Source organism: Algibacter amylolyticus, assembly GCF_014202225.1.
In the GTDB taxonomy this organism is placed as follows: Bacteria; Bacteroidota; Bacteroidia; order Flavobacteriales; family Flavobacteriaceae; genus Algibacter_B; species Algibacter_B amylolyticus.
The window spans coordinates 203,217-228,001 of record NZ_JACHGE010000007.1 but is presented as its reverse complement, the minus strand read 5'-3'; the positions used below and the strand labels follow the sequence as shown (position 1 = coordinate 228,001).

Sequence of the window (24,785 nt, the reverse complement as noted above, 5' to 3'; positions counted from 1 at the left end):
AATCACAGATAGAATATTCCGCAGGAATGTTCGTAAGTCGGTAGTGACCTAGCAATTAATTATACACGGTGTTGTACACCGTTTTTTTATTTCCGATTGTGTATTTGTTCCACATATTTTCTATGATTTTCAAATCCGTTCTTTTCGGGATTCTCCAAGTCAATCATTCCGTCAATTCCAGAATCGTAAATCTGCCAATTATGTTTTTTAGCCAATTCAATTAATTCATAAAGTCCATTTTCTCCATATAATTGAAGCATAAAATTGCTTGAATGTTCTTTGTCTCTATAAAACTCAATTGTAAAATTTGTTCCGATTATTTCTCTATGATTATCATCTTTTTTTATTTGGTCGAATGAGCTTTCCAAAATTCCGCTAAAATCAGTCGGTTCGAGTTGGTTTTCGTCCAATTCAGCAACCAATGCTATTTTTTGTTTTGAATTAAAAAGTACAATGTCCCAACTCATAATTGTTAGATGTTTTTTAGTTTTTCGTCAAACCAAACATCTTCGTAACCTTTGCTATCTATCTGAAATCTAAATCCAATATCAAGACTTAAATATTTTAGTATTTCAGGTTTTTTTTCGATTAGGTGTTCAGCGTGAATAGGTTTGAAAAAATCATCAGAATCAGACCATTCTCCGCTCCAAATATACCATCCATTCATTGTTCCGTGTTCAGGATGACGTAAACCATTAATAGGTTCAAGTTTCAAATCCGTTGCTATTCCAATAAATAACTGCTCATTAGTTGGATTAAAAACAGAGTTATATTTAGTGCAAATTGACTTTTGGGATTCGATATGTTCTTTATTTAGTTTGATGTTTCTCAAATGGTGTACAACACTTATATAACCATAATCAATTAAGTAAATTACAGTTATATCGTTTATAGGTGCAATGTACTATTTTTCAACAATGAATCCAAAGGACTAGTTATCGTTTTGTTATTAATTTCTATAGTTTTTGTGTAAATTTCTGTTGTTTTAGGAGAATTATGTCCCAACATATTCTGTAAATGTCTCATGCTTACATTATTTTCAATACAATGTGTCGCAAAAGAATGTCTCAAAGTATGTACAGTTGCCCATGGGTTTGAATCTGTCTCTTTTACAGATTTTCTAAAAATGGCCCGAATACTTGCAGCACTATATTGATCACCAGACTGACCTTCAAATAACCAATACGAAGGTTTGTATTTTTGGTAATAATCGCGAAGTAATAATACTAAATGTTCAGATAAAATGGTTTTTCTATCTTTTTTTCCTTTACTATCTTTTATAAACAGATAGCCCTCGTTAGAATGAATATCTACAATGCGTAAATTTATAAGCTCAGAAATGCGCAAACCAGAACTGTATATAGTATGTAGTATAGCTCGATGTTTTAAATTTTTTGGATTCTGTATAATTTTAAGAACCTCGTCTTTACTTAATACGTTTGGTATATTTAGGGTTTTTTTTGGCCTTTGTATATCATAATATTCCCTTGGCATTTTCAGAGCATGTTCATAATAACATTTTATGGCATTGATTAATTGATTTTGATAACTTTCGCTAATTTTATTTTTAGTAATAAGTTCATAAACAAAGCCTTCTATTTCGTCTTTAGTAATCTCACTAAGGTTTCGTTGCATAAACTTACTTAGAAACACACTAAACATTTTTTTATAAACCTGGACGCTAGAACGACTGTATTGTTTTAAAACTAAAGCCTTTTCTAAGCTATAAAGAGCATCAATGGCATTGCTGTTTAAAGGAACAGAGGGAATAGGAGTAGAGGTAACGGTTTTTTCAATTTTATAATTCCCTTTACATATGGCCTTTAGTTGATCAAAATTTTCCGTCGTATTTATTACAGACCATAATTTCTGATTGGGGTGCCAAAAACTCCCATTTAATTTTTTTATGGCTTCCCTTAAATCCAATGATTGATAAGGTATATGTATTTTAATCCGTTTAGCACCTTTTAGTGGTTGATAAATTATTGATTGCATTACATGATGGCTTTTGAGTAATAAACATAGTAAAAAAACATACTTATATTGGCTGTTAATTGTTAATAAACGTATATTAACCGTTAGAAACGAATAATTGTATGATGTTTAGAATCAGAGTGATAAGGTTAAATGTTGTCTAATTTCATGAAAATAGTATATGAAATGTAAAATATGTAGTAAGCGGGTATTAGGAAGAAGTGATAAGTTATTTTGTTCAATTAAATGTAAAAACTATTACCATGTTAACTTAAGAAAAGCTACAGCATTAGTTGTAAAAGAACTGGACACTATTTTACATAGAAATAGAAGCATACTTTTGGAAATTTTGGGCAAAAAAAAAGCGCAATGCAAAATAGAACGTGTGGTACTTGAGAAAAAGAAATTTAGATTTAAATACCACACACATCAAAATATTAATAACCAGGGGAAAACTTACCATTATGTTTATGATTTTGCTTGGATGGAGTTTTCTAACGATGAAATTTTAGTAGTAAGGCGGCCTTTGAATATAAAAAAATAGTTCTTGTTTTTTCTAATTTTGCAAGTGCATATTTTTAATCGATTTCTTAGAAATACGGAATGTTTTACAGGCAGAGTGGGAGTGATGTCTTAATTTTAAAAATTAGAATAGTATTAAATTCAAACTATCAAGATATTACCAAATGCTAAAAAACACAAAAGGACAAAATCATATAAATTGATTTTGTCCTTTTAGTACTAAGTAACCTTCAATATAAATTAGAAGTGTTGTTATTTTAAATTATATATAAGTATTTAAAATAGAGTTACCTTTTTTTTAAATTTTAGAAGAGGTGTTTATTCCTCAACCAAAACCCATTCGCCTTTAGCTAATAAAGGTTCGGCTTGTTTGTATTTTAAAGTTTTGTTTTCACCATTAATTACATGTTTTATAGTAACACGATCATTACGGCCAATTTTTGGCTTATCACGAACAACAGTTTCAACAACTTCTTGCTGGCGTTGTGTGTTTCCGGCAGCTCTGTTTTGTGCAGAACGCTCATCTAGATTAGGGATTTCTTCCTTTTCTATGTTAAGCTTTTCTTGCTTTCTTGCACGAGCTTCTTGAATAGTATCTTGTGTTTCTTGAGGTAATTCACCTTTAAATAAAAATGAAATAACATCTTTATTCACTTGGTCAATCATAGCTTTAAACAACTCGAAAGCTTCAAATTTGTAAATTAAAAGCGGGTCTTTTTGCTCGTGTACTGCTAACTGTACCGATTGCTTTAACTCGTCCATTTTACGTAAATGTGTTTTCCAAGCATCATCAATTATGGCCAGTGTAATGTTCTTTTCAAAATCGGTAATTAATTGTTTACCGTTAGTTTCGTAGGCTTTTTCAAGATCGGTAACTACACTTAAACTTTTTACACCATCTGTAAATGGTACAACAATACGTTTAAATTTATCGGCTTGAGTTTCATATACATTTTTAATAACCGGAAAAGCAAGTTCTGCATTTCTAGCCATTTTTTCTCTGTAATGCGTAAAAGCGGCTTTGTATATTTTAGATGTAATGTCTTGAGCAGAAAGTTTACCAAATTCTGCTTCAGTAATTGGCGAACTCATAGAGAAATAACGAATCAATTCAAACTCGAAATTTTTAAAATCGTTAGCACCTTTATTAGTTTCGGCAATGCCCTCCGAAGTATCGAAAATCATATTTGCTAAATCTACACGTAAACGCTCTCCATTTAAGGCATTATAACGACGCTTGTAAACAACTTCACGCTGCGCGTTCATAACATCATCATATTCTAATAATCGCTTTCTAACCCCAAATTGGTTTTCTTCAACCTTTTTCTGTGCACGCTCAATAGATTTTGAAATCATAGAATGCTGAATCACTTCGCCTTCTTTTAAGCCCATTTTATCCATCATTTTCGCAATACGCTCCGATCCAAATAAACGCATTAAGTTGTCTTCTAGCGATACATAAAATTGAGAGCTTCCTGGATCTCCTTGACGACCAGCACGACCTCGTAACTGTCTATCCACACGACGGGAATCATGGCGCTCTGTACCTACAATGGCCAAACCACCTGCTTTTTTTACTTCTTCAGATAGTTTAATATCTGTTCCACGACCAGCCATATTGGTTGCAATGGTTACCTGTCCTGCATTTCCTGCTTCGGCAACAATATCGGCTTCGCGTTTGTGTTGTTTCGCATTTAATACATTGTGCGGTATTTTACGAATGCTTAGCATTTTACCCAATAACTCAGAAATCTCAACCGATGTGGTACCAATTAATACTGGTCTTCCAGCTTGCGATAATTTTGTTACTTCATCAATAACCGCATTGTATTTTTCACGTTTTGTTTTAAAAACTAAATCCTCTTTATCATCACGAGCAATAGGGCGGTTGGTTGGTGTTTCTAAAACATCTAGTTTATAGATTTCCCAAAACTCGCCAGCCTCTGTTAATGCTGTACCTGTCATACCTGCTAGTTTGCGGTACATTCTAAAGTAGTTTTGTAAGGTTACTGTAGCAAATGTTTGTGTAGCATCTTCAATCTTTACATTCTCTTTAGCTTCAATAGCTTGGTGTAATCCATCAGAATAACGACGACCATCCATAATACGACCTGTTTGCTCATCAACAATCATCACTTTATTATCCATTACCACATATTGTGTGTCTTTTTCAAATAAAGCATAGGCTTTTAGTAATTGGTTAAGCGTATGGATACGCTCAGACTTAACACCAAACTCTTTAAATAATTCTTCTTTCAGGTTAGCTTCTTCTTCAACAGGAAGTCCTTTCTCTTCAATTTTAGCAACCTCAATACCAATTTCTGGCAAGATGAAGAAATCTGGATTATCTTTTCCAGAAATATAATCAACACCCTTATCGGTTAATTCAACTTGATTATTTTTTTCTTCAATTACGTAGTATAAATCCGCGTCAATCTTTGGCATTTCGCGGTTGTTATCTTGCATATAAAAGTTCTCGGTTTTCTGTAAAAGTTGTTTAACACCTTCTTCAGATAAAAACTTAATAAGCGCTTTATTTTTAGGAATACCACGATACACTTGCAACAGTTTAAAACCACCTTCTTTAGTATCGCCATCGTTAATTAGTTTTTTAGCTTCGGCCAAAACACCAGTTAAATATTTACGTTGTACCGATACAATATCGTCTACCTTTGGTTTTAATTCTGTAAACTCATGGCGATCGCCTTTAGGGATAGGACCAGAGATAATTAACGGTGTACGTGCATCATCTACCAATACAGAATCCACCTCATCTACAATAGCGTAGTGGTGCGGACGTTGTACTAAATCGTCTGGCGAGTGCGCCATATTATCACGTAGGTAATCAAAACCAAATTCGTTATTCGTACCATAAGTAATATCGGCATTGTAGGCTTTTCTTCTGGCATCAGAGTTTGGTTGGTGGTAATCAATACAATCAATACTCATCCCATGAAACTCAAAAATAGGAGCCATCCACGCGCTATCACGTTTTGCTAAGTAATCATTTACCGTTACTAAATGCACACCTTTACCAGCTAAAGCATTTAAGTAAACCGGTAGCGTAGCCACTAAAGTTTTACCTTCACCTGTTTGCATTTCGGCAATTTTACCTTGGTGCATAGCAATACCACCAATTAACTGTACATCGTAATGTATCATGTCCCAAGTAATAGGTTTTCCAGCCGCATCCCAAGAGTTTGCCCAAATAGCTTTATCGCCATCTAAAACAACATTATCTTTCGCTCCAGATATAGTTCTGTCAAACTCGGTAGCCGTAACAGTAATAGAAGTATTGTTTGTAAAACGCTTTGCAGTTTCCTTAACTACAGCAAAAGCTTCTGGTAAAATATCGTTTAAAACACCTTCGGTAATTTTATAAGCATCATCCCTTAACAGGTCAATTTTCTCATAAATATCTTCACGAGCATCAATATCTTCGGTATTGTCGGCTTCCAGGGTTAAATCTGCAATTTGCTTGTCAATATCGGCATTAGCCTCGGCAATTTTTGCCTTAAACTCAAAGGTTTTAGCCCTTAATTCATCATGACTTAAAGCCTCTAATGCGGCTTCAAAAGATTTAATTTTATTAACCAATGGCGATGTTGCCTTTACATCTTGTTTGGCTTTATCGCCAACAAAAATTTTTAATACCGAATTTAAAAAACTCATTTGTGTAATTTTATATGTTTTATCTAGGACTGTCCTAGGTTTAAGTTCGTTTTTATTATGCCTTTTAAAAGGCTATTCAAAGATACATTTTAGAACAAAAAAAAAGCCTCAATTCGAGACTTTTTTATCTATAATGCAATACTTTATTTAATATTCATCTTCATTCCAGAGGTAATCCTCATCGGTAGGGTAGTCAGACCAGATTTCTTCTATAGAGTCATAAGAGTCGCCTTCGTCCTCAATAGACTGTAAATTTTCAACAACCTCTAAAGGGGCGCCCGTTCTAATAGCGTAATCTATCAATTCGTCCTTTGTTGCTGGCCAAGGTGCATCACTTAAATAAGATGCTAATTCTAATGTCCAATACATTTCTTTTGTGTTTAATTTTTTGCAAAAATAATTTTTTAGTTTAAACACACAAGAAAAAAATGAATTATTTAATCATTAATTATAAGAACGTATCTTTTTGTACTCTAAACCCTTGCAATTATTTTTGCGGGTTAATAATGTTTTTAGCAAATGATATTTTGGTGTCACTTCGAGTATTCCGATTTTTTTTCGGGATGTATCGAGAAGTTGGGCGTTCCCTTCGCTTCATACCTACAAGGTTTTTAAAACCTCGCAGGAAACGCTACGGTCGGGCTTTCCGTTACAAGTCCTCGCACCTCCTTCGTCGGGCTGTGGGCTATCCACTGCAATCCCTAACGCGGGTAAGTCTGCAGTTGTCAGTCATCAGTAAGCAGTTTTTTAATACCTGCTATTTTCAATTTCTAACTTCTAACTTCAACGCTTCTCAGGAATCCACTTAATTTCATTTGCTTGTAAGTCAAACGACAACTTTCGTGCCAATACAAAAAGATAGTCAGAAAGACGGTTTAAATAAGTCAGCGCATTAGCCTCAAAAGGTTCCAACTCGTTAAGTGCCGATGCTAAACGTTCGGCTCTACGGCACACACAACGCGCAATGTGACAGAATGACACGGTTTGGTGTCCGCCAGGTAAAACAAAATGCGTCATGGGTGGTAAGTCATCGTTCATGGCATCCATTTCCCGTTCTAAGCGCTCAATATCTTCACTCGAAATTTTTTCAATATTAAGGCGCTCCTTGCCGTTTTTTAAAATAGCTTTTTCGGGGTCGGTTGCTAAAATAGCGCCAACCGTAAAAAGTCTATCTTGAATTATAATAAGTAAATCTTTGTAATTAGGGTTAATATCTTGATCGCGAATTAAACCTAAATGTGAGTTTAGTTCATCAACGGTTCCGTAACTATCAATTCTAATATGGTGTTTTGGTACACGTGTTCCTCCAAATAATGCAGTAGTACCTTTATCGCCTGTTTTTGTGTAAATTTTCATCTGATATTTTTTGTTGTTTTAGAGGTCAGATGTTTTTCGTTAATTCCTTTTTAACGATATAAATTCTGTTTTCTAATTTCATGTTATAAAGGTAAAAGTTAAAAAGCGAATAGTCAAAAAAAAGGTATTCTATTTAATTACAAGCTACACATACCACAAGTAATTTGTTTTTATAAAAATCACGATTATTTAATATTTAAATAATGCCTAAAACTTAATGTAGGACCTAAAATTAAAGACCTTGTAAAAAAAAGATAAAATGCTAACAATTAAGATGTTTAAACAAGAAAACTCTTATTTTTGCTGCTATATTATAAAATGGGGGGAATGAAAAAAATTAGCGTTTTATTGGTGTTTACAATGGGGACTTTAATTATGGATGCGCAATCCTATTTAGGGTTTTTAACCGATAATTACAGCGGCGTACATAGCCTTATATCTAATCCTGCAAATATTACCGATTCTAGATTTAAAACCGATATAAACCTTGGAGGTGCAAGTGTTTTTGGTGGTAACGATTATTATGGCATTAATGTTTGGGATGCTTCAAGAGACGGCTATAGCTTCGATATGGCAGCAAAAATAAACTCAAATGGCGCTAATAGTGCTCTAATCAACACCGATGTTTTAGGACCTTCTTTTATGTTTAATTTAAGTAAAAACAGTTCGATAGCTGTTTTTACAAGAGCGAGAGCTTTTGTTAATGCCAATGATTTTGACGACGCTTCTATTGCAGCAATAGACGATGACTCCACCAGAGATTTTATTTTAAATGAAGCGCAATTAAACGTTTTAGGGCACTCTTGGGGAGAAGTAGGAATTACTTATGCTAGAACCTTATTAAACAAAAACAAGCATTTTTTAAAAGGTGGTGTTTCGTTAAAATATTTACAAGGTTTAGGTAGTGCTTTTGTAACCGGAACCGATATTTATGTGGATTACGATGCCGATGGAACTGCTTTTTTTGGTGGAGAAACCACAGGAAGTATAACTACTAGCGGAGATTTAACTTATGCACGTAGTAACGAATTTGATAATGATGATTACGACATTAAATTGCCAGACAATGCTAATGGTGTTGGGGTAGATGTTGGTTTTGTTTATGAGTTGAGACCACGCTATAAAGACTATAAAACATCAGGTTATAGTCCGTATAATTTTAAACACAAAAACAAGTATAAATTAAAAGTTGGGGTCTCTGTAACAGATATTGGTTTTGTAGATTACAAAGATGCTGTTAACGAAACTTTTAATGTTAATTTCGATGACTTAAATCAAGACGATTACGAAGATACAGCAGAAGACCTCGGGAGTTTTTTAAACTCATATTACATTCGTGCCAATACAGAAACGGGTTATAAAATAGATTTGCCAACAGCGTTGCACCTAAACGTAGATTGGAGCCTTAGTAATACCATATACTTAAATTTAAATACCGATTATTCATTAATTTCTAAAAACAGAATAACTGCAAATAGGGTAGCCAACTTGGTGTCTTTTACACCACGCTACGAAAGTAAATGGTTTAGTTTTTATGTGCCACTAACAGTAATTGAAAATAATGGGTTTAGAGTTGGTTATGGTTTTAGAGCAGGTCCGGTTTATGTTGGGTCAGGATCAATTTTATCGGCATTTGGTAGCGATAATAATAGGCAAGCAGATATTTATGCCGGTGTAAAGGTGCCTGTATATCAAAACGGTCCTAGCGATAAAGATGGCGATGGGATTTACGATAAATTAGATTATTGTCCTAAAGAATTTGGTCCGGTTTCAAATAATGGCTGCCCAATTAAAGACCAAGATAACGATGGTATTGTAGATGAGGAAGATGCTTGTCCCGATGAAGTTGGCCCCGAAGAAAATAAAGGTTGTCCTTGGTGCGATAAGGACAAAGATGGTATTTTAGATAATGTTGATGAATGCCCGGAACTAGCAGGAAATCAAGAAAATAATGGTTGCCCTTTTAAGGATACCGATGGCGATGGCGTTTTTGATAAAGATGACGATTGTATTTACGAAGCGGGATCTGTGGCTAACAATGGTTGTCCTGAAGCGGTAATTGAAAGACTACAGAATACTTTAAATAATTACGCTAAGGTTATATTTTTTAATTACGGAAAATCGTCACTTAAACCTGAATCCAGTATGGTTTTAGCTGATATTATAGCGGTTTTAAATGAATATCCTAACTCGAAGTTTGTAATTGAAGGTCATACCGATAGTATTGGAAGTTATGAGTTAAACCAAAGGTTATCGGAAACTCGAGCTTATGCAGTAAAAAATTATTTAATAGAACATGGTATCGATCCAACACGATTATCTGCTATCGGTTATGGCGAAAAAAGACCAGTTGCTACAAATATGTATAAAGCAGGACGTTTGCAGAATAGGAGAGTGGAGATTAAGTTAGTACAATAGTAAACGTATTTGAAATTATATTAAAAACTCAACCTACTGCAGGTTGAGTTTTTTTATACTTTCAGTTATATGCGAATTGTAAAATGTTCTTTTACTTGCTCTTTTCTAAAAAAAACAAAGCCCCAAAAAAAGGTGTCAATAGTGACGGTTACTCTAGGGTGGTTTTTTATAATTCCCCAAGCTTCAGTCATACCTTCAGACCAATAAATATCATCAAAAATAAAAACCGAATCGTTAGTTGTTGATTCTAGTAAAGCTTCAAAATATTTCAATGTCGCTTCCTTTTGATGGTTTCCATCAAAAAAAATGAGATCGTATTGTTTAGAATTTAATTTTTCAATTTCAGTATTAAAATTGCCATTTACCAAAGCTATATTTTCGGCTTTAAATTTGTTTAATTGTTGTTTTGAAAACAACGCGGTTTCCGGACAACCTTCAACAGAGGTAATATTTGCTTTCGGGTTTCCTAAGTGCATAGCATGTGTTGCAATACCCAAGGAAGTACCTAACTCTAATATATTTTGCGGTTTAAAATAATTAGTAATTCTGTAAATTAACTTAGCACGTTTGTTAGTTGTACCCGCATTTTTAGCAATATTGGCAACATCACGCTCTTGGGTTTTCATTTTTTGAGAACCAGCGCCTAAATCTGTTACCTTAATTTTAGTTTTATTTTTTAAAAGTGAAGCTTTATAATTACTAATAAGGTTGTAGCTGTTATGCTTGGAAGTATCGTAAAAACATGTTGTTACTAAATTATAAATAAAAGGGGAATGCACACCATGTTGATTGGTGGAAATTAGCAGAAATTTTATGTATTGAATAACTTGGTACAAGCCGTGTTTATTTTTATCCTTCTAATTTTGAAGATAATTCGAACCAACGCTCTTCCTTTGCTTCAATGGTATCAATAATTTTCTGAAGCTTATCTGATAGTTCATTAATATCGTCTTGAGATAAATCTGGGTTATGGAACTTGGCTTCTAATTCTTTTTTATCAAAAGCCAAAGCATTCAATTTACTTTCAATGTTTCTTAATTCCTTTTCCTCGTTAAAAGATAATTTTGAAGCTTCGTTTTGTTTCCATGATTTGTTATCCTTTTTATCTTCGTCGGTTCCTGTATTTGAAATTACAGGTTGGCTGTCTTCATAAACTCTATAGTCCGAATAGTTTCCTGGGAAATCTTCAATAACACCTTCGCCTCTAAATACAAAAAGGTGATCAATAACCTTATCCATAAAATACCTATCGTGTGTTACAACAATAATACAACCCGGGAAATCTAAAAGGAAACTTTCTAAAACGTTAAGCGTTACAATATCCAAATCGTTTGTAGGCTCATCTAGAATTAAAAAATTAGGGTTTTGTATTAAAATAGTGCACAAATACAAACGTTTACGTTCGCCACCACTTAATTTTTCAACATAATCGTATTGTTTTTTTCGGCTAAATAAAAAGCGTTCTAATAATTGCTGAGCGCTAATTGTTTTACCTTTTTTTAATGGAATATGATCTCCGAATTCACGAATAACATCGATTACCTTTTGCTCTAGTTTTATATTTATTCCGCTTTGCGTGTAATAGCCAAATTTAACGGTATCACCCTTAACAACTTTACCAGAATCTGGTTGCGCAGTTTGTGTTAAAATGTTTAAGAAAGTTGTTTTTCCAGTGCCATTTTTACCAATAATGCCAACGCGTTCTCCTTTTTTAAAGGTATACTCGAAGGCATCAAGGATAGTCTTATCTTTAAATGCTTTGGATACTTTATGGAATTCTAGAATTTTACTACCTAGGCGTTCCATGTTCAATTCTAACTGCACTTCGTGGTCGTTTCTTCGCTGATAAGCACGGTGTTTAATATCGGCAAAATCATCAATTCTAGACTTCGATTTTGTGGTTCGAGCTTTAGGCTGACGACGCATCCAGGTGAGTTCCTTTTTAAAAAGCTGTTTTGCTTTTCCCGTTTCAACCGATTCACGTTCTATTCTAGCCTCTCTTTTTTCTAAATAATAAGAGTAATTACCTTTGTAACTATATAATTCACCTTCATCTAACTCTATGATTTCATTACATACCCGCTCTAAAAAATAACGATCGTGAGTTACCATAAATAAGGTGATGTTTTCCTTAGCAAAAAAGGCTTCAAGCCACTCAATCATTTCTAAATCTAAATGGTTTGTAGGCTCATCTAAAATTAGTAAATCGGGTTTGTTAATTAAAGCATTGGCTAAAGCTAAACGTTTTTTTTGTCCGCCGGAAAGCACACTAACTTTTTGATTTAAATCATCTAATTTTAACTTAAAAAGAATTTGTTTGTACAGCGTTTCAAAATCCCAAGCTTGATGACGCTCCATAGCATCAAAAGCAGTTTGATATAGATCTGTGTCTTCTGGATTTAGAAGTGCTTTTTCATAATTAGAAATAATTTTTAAAATAGGATTATCGCTAGCGAAAATAGTTTCTTCAACAGTTAAAGCATCGTCAAATTTAGGATCTTGAGATAAGAAAGAAACTTTAATGTCTTTTCTAAAAATAACGTCTCCAGAATCTGCTGAATCATCGCCCGATAGAATATTTAGAATAGATGTTTTACCCGTTCCGTTTTTTGCTACAAATGCTATTTTTTGGTCCTTATGAACGCTAAATGAAATGTTTTCAAAAAGGGTATGTTCGCCGTAGGACTTCGATATGTTTTCAACTGTTAGATAATTCAAGTGCTGTTGTTTTTTTTGCAAAGAACGGATAAAAAACCAAAAAATCCGTTATAAGTTTTATTCTTCAAAGCTAAAAGTTATATTTGCGTTATATCAATTTGCTAAATATGAAGCCCTATTTCGTTATTACTTTGTTGGTTTTTAGTCTCTTGTGCACGTCGTGTATCTCCAATAAAGATGTTGTTTATTTACAAGATAAAGATGGAACTGGCAGTACAGACCTAGTTCTTACTGAAATACCTAAGCCTTATAGGGTTCAGGTTAGTGATATTCTAAGTATAATTGTTAAAGCTTTGGACCCAGAACTTGTAGGTATATTTAATCCTGTTGGGGATGATTTAGCTTCTGGACAAAGTCAGGCATCTTTATATTTTAATGGCTTTACCATAGATATGCATGGTAATATTGAGTTTCCTATTTTAGGAGAAATTAATGTATTAGGTTTCACCATTGAGGAAATTGAAGATAAAGTTAAAAGTGAGCTATTAAAACAATATTTTAAAGAGGATGCTGAGTTATTTGTAACAGTAAATTTAGCAGGTTTGAGATATACTGTTACTGGCGAAGGCGGAGGTGGTGTTTATACACTTCTTCAAGATAAAGTTAATATTATTGAGGCCTTGGCTAATGCAGGAGACTTACCTGACACAGCTGATAGGACAGATATATTAATAGTACGGCAGTATCCTGGTGGACAAAAAATTCATCATATTGATTTAACAGATATAAAGGCAATGCAGTCTCCGTATTATTATATACAGCCCAATGATATGATTATGATTAAACCATTAAAAAGAAAAGCTCTAGGTGCGGGTCAAACAGCAATACAAAATATAACCACTATTGCTTCAATTTTATCAGTACTCGTCTCAACGTATTTCTTAACCCGAAATCTATAAACTTATTTAGACTAAACTATGGAAGAGGAATTCGAAATTGCTGAGTCCCAATCACAAGCCTCATTTGATGTTAAAGCATTTTTAATTAGGGTTTTAAGTTATTGGAAACTCTTTTTGTTATTTATAGGAGTAGGTGTTTTTGTCGTTTATCAGCAAAATATACGTAAACAACAATCTTATAGGTTAAGTACTCAGATCTCAATAGAAGAAGAGTCTAATCCATTATTTACTTCAACAACAAGTTTAACATTTAATTGGGGTGGTGTTTCAGGTAAAGTCCAAACTATAATGACCTCTTTAAGATCACGCTCTATCCATGAGAAAGTAGTGGATAATCTGGAATTTTATATTACTTATTTAAAACAATCTAGGTTTAGGAAAGATGATATTTATAAATCTTCACCAATAAGAATTAATTTAACTCCCAATACAAATCAAGTATTAAATCATCCTATAAAAATAACAATACTTGAAAGTAATAAATTTCAATTATCAGTAAATTTTGAGTCAAATATAGCAAGAACTCAAAATTTTAGTAGTAAGAAAAGATCAAATCTAGACGTATCTATTGGGGAGTTTACTAAACAATTTACTTTAGGCGATACTATTAGTTTACCCTATATAAATGGTGTAGTTTATTTGGAGGAAGACCGTGCTCCTAATGTCAATGATGAGTTTTTTATAAAATTTTCTGATTTTGACGCTGTTGTAGCTAAGTATAGAAATAAATTAGTAATTGATAACCCAAGAAATTCGCCTACACTTAATTTAAGTATAGTAGATGTAAATAAAGAGAAAATTGTGGATTACTTAAATGAAACAGTTTCTGTTTTAAGTGAAGATCAATTAAATAGAAAAAATCAATTTGTTACCAATACTATAGAGTTTATAGATAACCAGTTGGATAGGGTGAAATCTCAATTAACTTTAAATGCAGACTCTTTAAATAATTACAAGCAGAAGAATAGAATATTTGATTTAACTAACGAAAGTGTTGCTATAAACTCTAAATTAACTTTGTTAGAAACAGATAAAGATGACCTAAATAGAAAACTAGCTTACTATAAAAGTTTAGAAACTTATTTAAAAACGAGTAATTCATTTACAGATGTTCCTTCTCCATCAATCTCTGGAATAGATGAAGCGAATATAGTTTCTAACATTAATAAAATAAATGCGCTTTCAGTTCAAAAATCTAAATATGGATCAACTGTTAGAAAGGATGCTACTATATTTTCAGATTTAAATAGGGAAATAGAAGGGCTTAAGTTAGTGTTGTTTGAAAATATTAATTCAGCTAGTAATGAGTTAATAAGAGAGCAACAGCTTATAAATAATAAAATAGCTATTGAGGATGCAAAGATAAGAAAGCTTCCAAAGGCGCAACAAAAGTTATTTGATATACAACGTCAATATACGTTAAGTGAAAAAACATATAATACTTTTTTAGCTAAACGTGGAGAGGCTGATATTATTAAGTCTGCAAGTGTATCAGATATTGTTATTATTGATTCTGCAAAGGATACGGGAGCAACTCCTATTGACTTAAAGTTAAGCTCAAGATATTTGTTTGCTATTGTAGGAGGAATTCTTCCCCCATTATTATTAGCTTTTTTACTTACGTTTTTTGATAATAAACTTCACAACCCTCAAGTACTAGAAAAGCTATCTAATATTCCGTTATTAGGGGTAGTTGGTAAAAATGATTTGGAAAATAATATGATAGTTCATTTAAAACCAAAATCTACCATTGCCGAAGGTTTTCGGTCAATAAGGTCCAGTTTACAGTATTTTTATAAAAAGAATAATTTAGAAGGTTCTAAAACGGTTATGGTAACATCATCAGTTAGTGGAGAGGGGAAAACGTTTTGTTCCATTAATATTGCTACCGTTTTTGCTATGAGTGGTAAAAAAGCAGTTTTAGTAGGGTTAGATTTAAGAAAACCAAAAATATTTGGCGATTTTGAAATTGAAAACGATATAGGTGTCGTTAATTATTTAATTGGACAAAAGGGTTTTGACGAGGTTATTCAAAAAACTAAAGTTCCTAATTTAGATGTAATTACCTCTGGTCCGATACCTCCAAATCCATCAGAATTGCTGATGAATGATAAAATGGATGAGATGATGGATTATTTAAAAAACACTTATGATTATATTGTTTTAGATACGCCTCCAATAGGACTTGTTGCTGATGCCTTAGAACTAACAGATTATGCTGATGCTACTATCTATGTAGTAAGACAAGATTATACTAAAAAAGGTATGCTTAATTTAATTAATACTAAATATAGTAAAGGGGAAATCGAAAATTTAAGTTTTGTATACAACGGTTATAACCAAAAAGGTAAATACGGTTATGGTTATGGTTATGGTTACGGTTATGGCTACGGTTATGGAAGTTATGGTAATGGCTACAATGAAGATGAATCAAATAAAAAATCGATTATAAACAGAATTAAAACATTTTTCAGTTAGTTGAACAAAAATTTTAAGTGTTAAATTAAAAAAACAATATATTGAGTACTAAAAATAATGATTGGCTTTATACAATTTCTCCAAAACAAAAATTAATTCATTTAAATTTTAGTGAAATTTGGAGGTATAGAGACCTTCTGTTTCTGTTTGTAAAACGTGATGTTATTACTCAGTATAAGCAAACTATTTTAGGGCCTTTATGGTATTTTATACAGCCGCTATTTACAGGAATTATATTTACTCTTATTTTTAATAATTTGGCAGCAATACCAACGGGTAATGGTATCCCTCCATTTTTATTTAATCTAGCAGGAATAACCTCTTGGAATTATTTTAGCACCTGTTTAACAGGTACAAGCAATACGTTTACAGCAAACCAAGGCATTTTTGGCAAGGTGTATTTCCCAAGAGTTATTACACCGCTTTCAGTTGTGTTTTCTAATCTTTTAAAGTTTGGAATTCAATTATTAGTTTTTGTTTGTTTCTATTTATATTTTGTTTTTTTTACTACAAAAGCGTCGAATGCATCACCTCAATTTGTAATTGTGTTTTTACCTTTACTAATATTGTTTATGGGCTTTTTTGGCTTGGGTATTGGTATGATAATATCCTCAATGACTACTAAATATAGAGATCTTACATTTTTAGTAGGCTTTGGTGTGCAATTATTAATGTATGGCTCTGCAGTTATGTATCCGTTATCTTATTTTAAAGAAAAAGTTCCGGAGTACTCATGGTTAGTAGAATACAATCCTATGACAATTATTATTGAGTTGTTTAGGTATATGACTTTGGGTATTGGTGATTTCTCTATATTTAAAATTCTTTATGTTGGTATAGCCATTGTTTTAATATTTTCTTTAGGATTAATTATATTTAATAAAACTGAAAAAACCTTTATAGATACCGTTTAGTATGAAAAACAAAGACATTATCTTAAAAGTAGAGAATATTTCTAAGCAATACCGTTTAGGACTTGTGGGTACAGGTACTATTAGCCATGACCTTAATAGATGGTGGTCTAAAATAAGAGGTAAAGAAGATCCTTATTTAAGAGTAGGAGAAACAAATGATCGTAGTTCTAAAGGAGACTCTGAATATATTTGGGCGCTAAAAGAGATTAACTTTGAAGTACAACGTGGTGAAGTTTTAGGAATTATAGGTAAAAATGGGGCAGGTAAATCGACCCTTTTAAAAATACTTTCTAAAGTTACAGGCCCTACAACAGGAAATATAAAAACTAAAGGAAGAATAGCCTCATTGTTAGAAGTAGGAACAGGATTTCATGGTGAAATGACTGGTCGCGAAAATATTTATTTAAACGGCGCTATTTTGGGTATGACTAAAAAAGAAATAGCTTTTAAAATAGATGAAATTATTGAGTTTTCTGGCTGTGAACGTTATATAGACACACCTGTTAAACGCTATAGCTCGGGTATGACTGTTCGTTTAGCTTTTGCTGTAGCCGCTTTTTTAGAACCTGAAATTCTTGTGATTGATGAGGTTTTGGCAGTTGGCGATGCTGAATTTCAAAAAAAGGCGATTGGTAAAATGCAGGATATTAGCCGTGGAGAAGGTCGAACGGTTTTATTTGTCAGTCATAATATGGCAGCAGTAAAAAATTTATGTACACGCGCTATAGTACTTGAAAAAGGAAGTTCTACTTTTGAAGGTGATGTAGATGCATGTATAGAGTATTACATTTCTAATAACACTAATAAAGAAACAAATTTGTCTTATTTATCATACAATGAAGATAAAATTTTACAAAAAATTGAAATAAATAATAAGCTTATTGCATCTGGTAAAGACTTGAAAATTCGTTTTCAGTTAAATTTAAAAGCTATTAATTCAACTAATATTCATCTTGGGGTTTATAATTTTAATGATGAAAAAATATTACACCTATCTTCCGAATATTTTAATAAAGGATATATAAGCGAAACCAGTGAAATATTAAATTGTGAAATTGAAAAAAACCCGCTTACTCAAGGTTTATATTACGTAAACGTTGGTGTTGTAAGCGATAAGATTGAAGTAGAACGAGTAAAAAAATGTTTGGTTTTTGAGGTTTTAAATAGCGATTTTTTTAATTGTGGAATCATTTTAAAACCATCTACATTAAAGGCCAAAGCTTTAGCTGAATACAAATGGTACTAAATTATGATTAAAATAGCCCATTTTGGAACGTTTGATGTAGATAATTATGGGGATTTACTTTTTCCTCATATTGCTGAGTTTAGATTGCCTAACCATGACTGGGAGCATATTTCACCAACAGATAATATAACTGTTTTTAAGGATGGTAAACCTATTATTTCTTTTGATAAAGCTAAAAACAGAACATATAATGCAGTGGTAGTTGGAGGAGGTAATATTCTTCATTTATTGCCAAATATTATTACTGTTTATAATAACAAAAAAGGATTTGCTTATGCTAATTTATGGGTAGGAGCAGCAAAAATAGCTATAAAACAGAAAATACCTTACCTGTTTAATGCACCAGGAATATCAAAGAATTTTAAGGGGTATCTACAAAAGAAAATTGCGACTAAAACCTTTAGTAATTCTAATTACGTAGCTTTTAGGGAAGGCTTTAGCAGACAAATAGCCATTAATATCGCAAAGGTTAACTTAAATTTTAAGAATGACATTGCTGTTGTTCCCGATTCGGCATTTGATATAGATAAATTATGGCCATTAGATGCCAAAAAAGATTCTAATTATATAACTGTTAATTTAAATTCAAGATACCATAGTCCGATTAATGACACTGCAAAAAATTTAGATGCCTTAAGTGAGAAACTTAAAATGCCTATTAAATTCATTATTATAGGTGATTGTCATGGTGATAGAGCTTTTACAAAAAAGGTGTCTAAGTTAATGGAAACTAAACATGATATTTTAGTGTCCGATGGTTTAAAAAAAATAGCTCATGTTATTGGAAATGGGAATTATTTTTTTGGTTCGTCTATGCATGGTTTTATCACAGCATTATCTTATGGTGTACCAGCATTTTTAGTTCTGAGAAATAAACCTTTACATAAGTTTAAAGGCTTGTTAGAATTAACGGAGCTCAAGAATCTTGTTATTTGTGACTCTTTTTATGTCGCGCTAAATAGTATTAAAGAACCAGCTATTTTAACTAAGAATGTTAAACTAAAAATAGAATCTGCTTTAAATAGACATTGGGAAAACATTAATAAAATTATTCAAAACAATGAAAAACCAGGATTTAGTCTATATATTCTTAAATTTGAAAAATTATTAAGCTTAAGTAATAAATTTAATAGAGTTTTAAACAAATTTAAACAAATTTAAATAAAAGGAAATGGCGGCTTATATAATAGTTGTTAGCTACAACGGAATGAAATGGCTAGAAAAGTGCTTAAAAAGTTGTGCAGATTATAATGTTATAGTAGTAGATAATGCTTCTAAGGATAACACTGTTTCTTATATAAAAAAAGAATTCCCTCAGGTTAAACTTTTGGAACAGCAAACAAATTTAGGTTTTGGTCAAGCTAATAATCTAGGTATTACTTATGCATTAAATGAAGGTGCAGATTATGTTTTTTTATTAAATCAGGATGCATACTTAAAACCAAATACCTTAAATGAGCTAATAAATGTTCATGAAAATAATACGGATTATGCTGTTTTAAGCCCAATACAACTTAACGGAGAAGGTAATAAATTAGATAGAAATTTTTCTAAATACTTAAAATACGATTATAATAATTTCTTTCACTTTGATGCTATAACAAAAAACTTGTCTAAAATTTATCAGGTGCCTTTTGTTAATGCTGCCAGTTGGTTAATTCCTAAAGAGACATTATTGAAAATAGGAGGGTTCGATCCCATTTTTTTTCATTACGGCGAAGATGATAATTATTGCCAAAGGCTAAGATACCATAAGCTCAAGGTTGGAATTGTACCTGATGCTTTTGTAATGCATGATCGAGAATTTGAAAATAAAGGTATTGATACAAAAACGTCAAAATATAAAGAATGGAAGTACAAGTTAAATTGGGCAAATCTTAATCTAAATTACCATTCTGTAGAGATAAAGCAACGTGTAAGGGAAATTAAAAACTCAAGAATTAACTATTTGCTAAAGTTTAATTTATCAAGTGTAAAACAATGTAATAAAGAGCTTAAATTAATATATTGTATTTCTGATAGTATTAATCAAAGTAGGGCTACAAATAAAACATTAGGAAAACACTATATTTAAAAATGGAAAGTGCACTTGTGTCGATTATAATACCAACATACAATCGAGCCCATTTAATAGGAGCAACACTAAACTCTATTTTAACGCAAACTTATACTAAATGGGAATGTATTATTATTAATGACCATAGTACGGATAATACTTTATTGATTGTAAATCAATTTATAAATAAGGATAGCAGGTTTTCATGTTACAATCTACCAGATGGATATTTAGAAGGAGGGAATGGTGCTAGAAATTACGGCTTTAAACTAAGCAATGGCGAATATGTTAATTGGTTTGATGATGATGATGTCATGCTTAAAGATTTTTTACAAACTAAAATGAACGCCTTTGAAAACAGTATAAAATTTGTAATAGGATCACATTATATAACAGATGAAAATTTGAATGTTTTAAAAACTGAAAATTTAATTGAAGAAACATCCTTGTTTAAGGATTATTTATTGTGGAAGTTAAAATTCATCACAAATTCAGTGCTCTTTAAAAAAGATTTTTTTATTAATGAGAAACTATTTAATGAAACACTAACTAGAGGACAAGAAACAGAATTTTTTACACGTATTTTTTATAAAATACCTAAAGCCTCATATGCTATTATAAATAAACCGTTGTTTTTATATAGGCAACATATTAAAAGTAAAAGTAGTAATAATTTAAATTACATAAAGTCCTATAAAGAATCACAAAGCTTTACTGCAGTTGAGGTTTTGAAAAAAAGTATCGAACTTAAGGATTTAGAATTAACTAAGTCGTATTATTATTACTTAACAGATGCCTTTTTTAGAAGTCTAGAACATAATCACTTAACTAACGCTAAGTTTGTTTTAAATAATTTAACTCGTATTTTAAAATTAAAAAATAAATGGCTAGCAATTGAACTTAAATTATTAGGAAATAGTTTGCTATTCTTTTCTAAAGGAATTTATAGAATTGAAAAACGTTGGAAATCAAAACAAATTAAAATATAATAAGAATGCAAAGCAACGTTACAGTTATTATTCCTTGCTTTAATGATGGCAAATTTATTATAGAGGCAGTCGATTCTATTTTAAGTCAAACCGTAAAAGCCGAAAAAATTATTATAATTGATGATGGTTCAGATATTGAAACCAAAAAAGTTTTAAAAGGCATTAAAAATGATTCCGTTCAAGTAATATGTCAAGAAAACAAAGGTGTTTGTAAAACAAGAAATATTGCAATTAATTTAGCAAATACAGATTACATTTTAAATCTTGATGCCGATGATTATTTTGAGGATACATTTATTGAAAAAGCATTAGAAATATTAAACAATAATTTAAATATAGGTGTTGTTGGTTGTTATTATAAAACATTTACAAATAATAATTTAGGTAAAGAAATTATAAAACCATTAGGGGGAGCCGTGAAGAATTTTCTATTTAAAAACAATGGCTTGGGGACTTCAATGTTTAGGAAAAAATGCTGGGAACAAGTTTCTGGTTATGATGAAACCATGGTTAATGGTTATGAAGATTGGGAGTTTTGGATTTCCATTTTAAAGAATAATTGGAAAATGTATATAATTCCTGAACCATTATTTACTTATAGAATTAAAAAAATATCTAGAGATTCTAAGGCTTTTGCTAATTATGATATGGAACTTAGAACTTATATATATAATAAACACAAACAAGTTTATTTAGATAATTTTGAGTCTTATATAATGCAATCGTTATATGTAACCCGCCAATTAAAGAAAAATAATTTAAAAATAAAGCACACTTTAGATTTTAAAATTGGGCAATTAATTCTGTTGCCATTTAGATTTATAAAAAATAAGTTTAAAAGCGTTAAATAAGTATAATAAATTTCAATGATTAATAACTCAATTTCTATAATAATCCCTTGTTTTAACCAAGCTCAGTTTTTGGAAGAAACATTAGTATCTGTTTTTAACCAGAGCTCTAAAGATCGTTGGGAGTGTATTATAGTAAATGATGGAAGCTCTGATAATTCTGAAGAAATTGCTTTGAGCTGGACAAAAAAAGATAAACGCTTTAAATATTTTTATAAAGAAAATGGAGGGTTATCTAGCGCTAGAAATTTTGGAATAAATAATGCAGTGAATAATATAATTTTGCCATTAGATTCTGATGATGTAATTGATAAAGAATTAATCAGAGATGTTATTAATACATTTAATAATACTAATGCAGATGTAGTGCATTACGATGTGTCTTTTTTTGGAGAAAAAAAGGGGATTTATTCATTACCCAACTATAATTATAAAACGTTATTACTTCAAAATACCTTTATAGCCTGCACACCATTTAAAAAAGAACGTTATTTAAAAATTGGTGGTTATGATGAAAAATTAAAGTCCTTTGAAGACTGGGATTTATGGATTAGAATGTTAAACGAAAACTCTAAAGTAGTAAAAATAAGTAAGCCGCTTTATTATTATCGTAAACATGAAACAGGTAGTCTTTCAAATTCTTTTTCAGAATCACCTAAATTGTATTTTGATTTATACGATTACATTTATACAAAAAATAAGGCTATTTATGATGCACATTTTAAAAACCCTATTTTAGCGTATCAACAAAATGAGTCATTACAAAATTTTAATAACAAGATTAAGAATAATTTTATCTTTAAAGTTTATGTTTTTGTAAAGACCATTTTTAAAAATTAAAAACGCTGTTATGATTTCTGTTGTTATAAGAACTAAAAACCAATCAAAAGCATTAGAGTTTTTGTTGTCTAATTTAAAGAATCGTTATAGCAATGATATAGATGAGGTTATTGTGGTCGATAACCTTTCTGAAGATAACTCTAAAGAGATTGCTGTAAAGTACAATGCAAGATTCGAAACCATTACAAATTTTAGTTATGGAGGTAGTGCTAATTTTTGCGCAGAAAAAGCAAAAAACGAAATTATAGTCATTTTTAGTGCACACGCTTATCCTGTGAGTCCAGATTTTTTTTCAACAATAAAAAAGCAATTCGAGCAAAATAAAAAATTAGCAGGAGTAAGGTGTTTGCATTCAAGCAACGATTATGAAAATTATATAATAAATATACCAGCTACTCAGGATCCAAACAAATCGGGATTAATTTTTTCTGGTTCAGCTTTTAGAAAATCTACTTGGGATAAAATTAAATTTAATGAAAACGTTCCAACATTTGAAGACAAAGATTGGACAAAACGTGTATTAAAAGCAGGGTACGACATAGAGTTTGCTCCCGTAGTTTTTAATTATCGCATTAGCCGAAATGATAAGCAAAAATTTTTTAGATTTAAAAACGACTTAATTGGTAATTACCAAATTTGGCATACAGAGCCTAAATTAATCAATGTTACTAAAGGCACTTTAGTTTCTATCATAAATGCGTTTAAAGTATTGTTTATTTCAATTTATTACGCTTTTAAAAGATTCTTTTTAACATTAAAATTTAAGCTTAATAAACCCAAAAAGTTTGAATATTAATTATGCGTAAGGGAACTAACACATCTAAAGAAGAAATAATAAAAAGCTCTAATATTAATCATAGAGTAATTATTCCTGTATACATACCTTTTGAAGACGGTTATTATAAGGATGCTTTTTATATTTTTAAAATGTGCTTAAATTCTATTCAAAATACTTCTGTTTATAAACTTAAAATTACTGTTGTAAGCGATGGTTGTTGCGAAAGTGTAAATACTTTATTGTATGAGCTTTTTCAGAAAAGCTTAATTAATGAGCTTATAATTGAAAAAGATAACATCGGGAAAATTAATGCCATTTTAAAAGGATTACGTACTGTAAAAGAACAATTTGTAACCATAACCGATGCCGATATTTTATTTTTAAAAGATTGGGATACCCAGGTGTTTAACGTGTTTTCTGCATTTAAAAAGGCTGCAGTTGTATCGCCTATACCTGTTTTTAGAAAACAATTAAGTTATACAGCTAATATTTGGTTAGATTATCTGTTTTCTAAAGATTTAAAATTTAGAGCTGTTAAAAACCCTAACGCATTAGAGAAGTTCGCAAAGAGTTTAGGCTGGCCTTATCTGGAAGATAAATATAAGGATCTTATTTTGACATTAAATAATAATGAATTTATCGCTGTTGTAAGTGCAGCCCATTGTGTAGCAACATATAAAACGCAGTATTTAAAAAATATACCAAAGCACAATTCGGTTTTTAAATTAGGAGGTAATAGCGAAGGCGATTATTTAGATAACCCTCCTTACCAGTTAGATGGATACAGATTATCTACTTATAATAACTATGCCTATCATTTAGGAAATGAGAAAGAAAATTGGTCAACTTCAATTTATAAGTCTCAGGTTAAAGTAAATGAAAAAAGCGAATTACCAACGTTTGAAATTTTGACACCGAAGAAGAAGTCATTAAAACTATTTTTTACAAAAGCTTTTTTAAGGCTGTTAAGGTTTAGAAAAATCTATGATTTTATATTATTAAAAAAAGGATTGCCAAAACAGAAGCTTATAAACTTTAGATAAAAAATTATTTGATTTAAATTTTATAAACTAGAAA

21 protein-coding genes are annotated in these 24,785 nt (G+C 31.2%); 13 read left to right on the top strand and 8 right to left on the bottom strand.

Annotation, left to right across the window (positions count from 1 at the left end; genetic code table 11):
* Window positions 1-86: 86 nt before the first annotated feature.
* From HNQ90_RS13675 to HNQ90_RS13665, 3 genes are read right to left on the bottom strand one after another with little or no spacing between them, the layout of a single operon-like run.
* The gene (locus tag HNQ90_RS13675; protein ID WP_144117745.1) at window positions 87-467 is read right to left on the bottom strand and encodes a hypothetical protein; all 381 of its coding nucleotides are present in this window, start codon (window positions 465-467) and stop codon (window positions 87-89) included.
* Between the two features lie 5 nt (window positions 468-472).
* Window positions 473-832, bottom strand: coding sequence for an immunity protein Imm33 domain-containing protein (locus tag HNQ90_RS13670; protein ID WP_221279855.1), 360 nt, complete (start codon window positions 830-832; stop codon window positions 473-475).
* A gap of 56 nt (window positions 833-888) precedes the next feature.
* Window positions 889-1,995 carry a tyrosine-type recombinase/integrase gene (locus HNQ90_RS13665; protein WP_144117744.1) on the bottom strand — a complete coding sequence of 369 codons (1,107 nt, stop codon included), beginning with the start codon at window positions 1,993-1,995 and terminating at the stop codon, window positions 889-891.
* 160 nt (window positions 1,996-2,155) lie between these two features.
* On the opposite strand from HNQ90_RS13665, the gene HNQ90_RS13660 reads away from it, so the two are divergent.
* Window positions 2,156-2,518 carry a hypothetical protein gene (locus tag HNQ90_RS13660; RefSeq protein WP_144117743.1) on the top strand — a complete coding sequence of 121 codons (363 nt, stop codon included), beginning with the start codon at window positions 2,156-2,158 and terminating at the stop codon, window positions 2,516-2,518.
* Window positions 2,519-2,814: 296 nt separating this feature from the next.
* On the opposite strand, the gene secA is transcribed toward HNQ90_RS13660, so the two are convergent.
* The 3 genes from secA to HNQ90_RS13645 form a co-directional block, all read right to left on the bottom strand.
* A complete protein-coding gene (secA, locus tag HNQ90_RS13655; protein WP_144117742.1) occupies window positions 2,815-6,168 on the bottom strand; it encodes a preprotein translocase subunit SecA in 3,354 nt (1,117 codons plus the stop codon).
* 147 nt (window positions 6,169-6,315) lie between these two features.
* On the bottom strand, window positions 6,316-6,537 hold the full coding sequence (locus tag HNQ90_RS13650) for a DUF2795 domain-containing protein (RefSeq protein WP_019387375.1): 222 nt from the start codon (window positions 6,535-6,537) through the stop codon (window positions 6,316-6,318).
* 414 nt (window positions 6,538-6,951) lie between these two features.
* A complete protein-coding gene (locus tag HNQ90_RS13645; RefSeq protein ID WP_144117741.1) occupies window positions 6,952-7,524 on the bottom strand; it encodes a cob(I)yrinic acid a,c-diamide adenosyltransferase in 573 nt (190 codons plus the stop codon).
* Window positions 7,525-7,851: 327 nt separating this feature from the next.
* On the opposite strand from HNQ90_RS13645, the gene HNQ90_RS13640 reads away from it, so the two are divergent.
* Window positions 7,852-9,942, top strand: a complete 2,091-nt coding sequence (locus HNQ90_RS13640) for a DUF5723 family protein (RefSeq protein WP_144117740.1) — start codon at window positions 7,852-7,854, stop codon at window positions 9,940-9,942.
* A 65-nt stretch (window positions 9,943-10,007) separates the two neighbouring features.
* Here HNQ90_RS13640 and HNQ90_RS13635 read toward each other — a convergent pair whose 3' ends face one another.
* Window positions 10,008-10,778 (bottom strand): O-methyltransferase, encoded by a 771-nt coding sequence (locus HNQ90_RS13635; RefSeq protein ID WP_144117739.1) that lies wholly within the window; start codon window positions 10,776-10,778, stop codon window positions 10,008-10,010.
* Window positions 10,779-10,791: 13 nt separating this feature from the next.
* Window positions 10,792-12,660, bottom strand: coding sequence for an ABC-F family ATP-binding cassette domain-containing protein (locus HNQ90_RS13630; RefSeq protein WP_144117738.1), 1,869 nt, complete (start codon window positions 12,658-12,660; stop codon window positions 10,792-10,794).
* A 107-nt stretch (window positions 12,661-12,767) separates the two neighbouring features.
* Between HNQ90_RS13630 and HNQ90_RS13625 the strand changes: the two genes are divergently transcribed.
* From HNQ90_RS13625 to HNQ90_RS13575, 11 genes are read left to right on the top strand one after another with little or no spacing between them, the layout of a single operon-like run.
* Window positions 12,768-13,559 (top strand): polysaccharide biosynthesis/export family protein, encoded by a 792-nt coding sequence (locus HNQ90_RS13625; protein ID WP_144117737.1) that lies wholly within the window; start codon window positions 12,768-12,770, stop codon window positions 13,557-13,559.
* Window positions 13,560-13,577: 18 nt separating this feature from the next.
* Window positions 13,578-16,037 carry an exopolysaccharide transport family protein gene (locus tag HNQ90_RS13620; RefSeq protein WP_144117736.1) on the top strand — a complete coding sequence of 820 codons (2,460 nt, stop codon included), beginning with the start codon at window positions 13,578-13,580 and terminating at the stop codon, window positions 16,035-16,037.
* Window positions 16,038-16,078: 41 nt separating this feature from the next.
* Window positions 16,079-16,951 carry an ABC transporter permease gene (locus HNQ90_RS13615; protein WP_144117735.1) on the top strand — a complete coding sequence of 291 codons (873 nt, stop codon included), beginning with the start codon at window positions 16,079-16,081 and terminating at the stop codon, window positions 16,949-16,951.
* A 1-nt stretch (window position 16,952) separates the two neighbouring features.
* Window positions 16,953-18,197, top strand: a complete 1,245-nt coding sequence (locus HNQ90_RS13610) for an ABC transporter ATP-binding protein (protein WP_144117734.1) — start codon at window positions 16,953-16,955, stop codon at window positions 18,195-18,197.
* Between the two features lie 3 nt (window positions 18,198-18,200).
* Window positions 18,201-19,358, top strand: coding sequence for a polysaccharide pyruvyl transferase family protein (locus HNQ90_RS13605; RefSeq protein WP_144117733.1), 1,158 nt, complete (start codon window positions 18,201-18,203; stop codon window positions 19,356-19,358).
* Window positions 19,359-19,368: 10 nt separating this feature from the next.
* Complete coding sequence (locus HNQ90_RS13600) at window positions 19,369-20,271, top strand: glycosyltransferase family 2 protein (protein WP_144117732.1); 903 nt, start codon at window positions 19,369-19,371, stop codon at window positions 20,269-20,271.
* 2 nt (window positions 20,272-20,273) lie between these two features.
* The gene (locus HNQ90_RS13595) at window positions 20,274-21,242 is read left to right on the top strand and encodes a glycosyltransferase family 2 protein (RefSeq protein ID WP_144117731.1); all 969 of its coding nucleotides are present in this window, start codon (window positions 20,274-20,276) and stop codon (window positions 21,240-21,242) included.
* Window positions 21,243-21,247: 5 nt separating this feature from the next.
* The gene (locus tag HNQ90_RS13590; protein WP_144117730.1) at window positions 21,248-22,093 is read left to right on the top strand and encodes a glycosyltransferase family 2 protein; all 846 of its coding nucleotides are present in this window, start codon (window positions 21,248-21,250) and stop codon (window positions 22,091-22,093) included.
* Between the two features lie 15 nt (window positions 22,094-22,108).
* The gene (locus HNQ90_RS13585; protein ID WP_144117729.1) at window positions 22,109-22,930 is read left to right on the top strand and encodes a glycosyltransferase family 2 protein; all 822 of its coding nucleotides are present in this window, start codon (window positions 22,109-22,111) and stop codon (window positions 22,928-22,930) included.
* A 10-nt stretch (window positions 22,931-22,940) separates the two neighbouring features.
* Window positions 22,941-23,726 (top strand): glycosyltransferase family 2 protein, encoded by a 786-nt coding sequence (locus tag HNQ90_RS13580; RefSeq protein ID WP_144117728.1) that lies wholly within the window; start codon window positions 22,941-22,943, stop codon window positions 23,724-23,726.
* A gap of 2 nt (window positions 23,727-23,728) precedes the next feature.
* Window positions 23,729-24,751, top strand: a complete 1,023-nt coding sequence (locus HNQ90_RS13575; protein WP_144117726.1) for a glycosyltransferase family A protein — start codon at window positions 23,729-23,731, stop codon at window positions 24,749-24,751.
* Window positions 24,752-24,785: the final 34 nt, after the last annotated feature.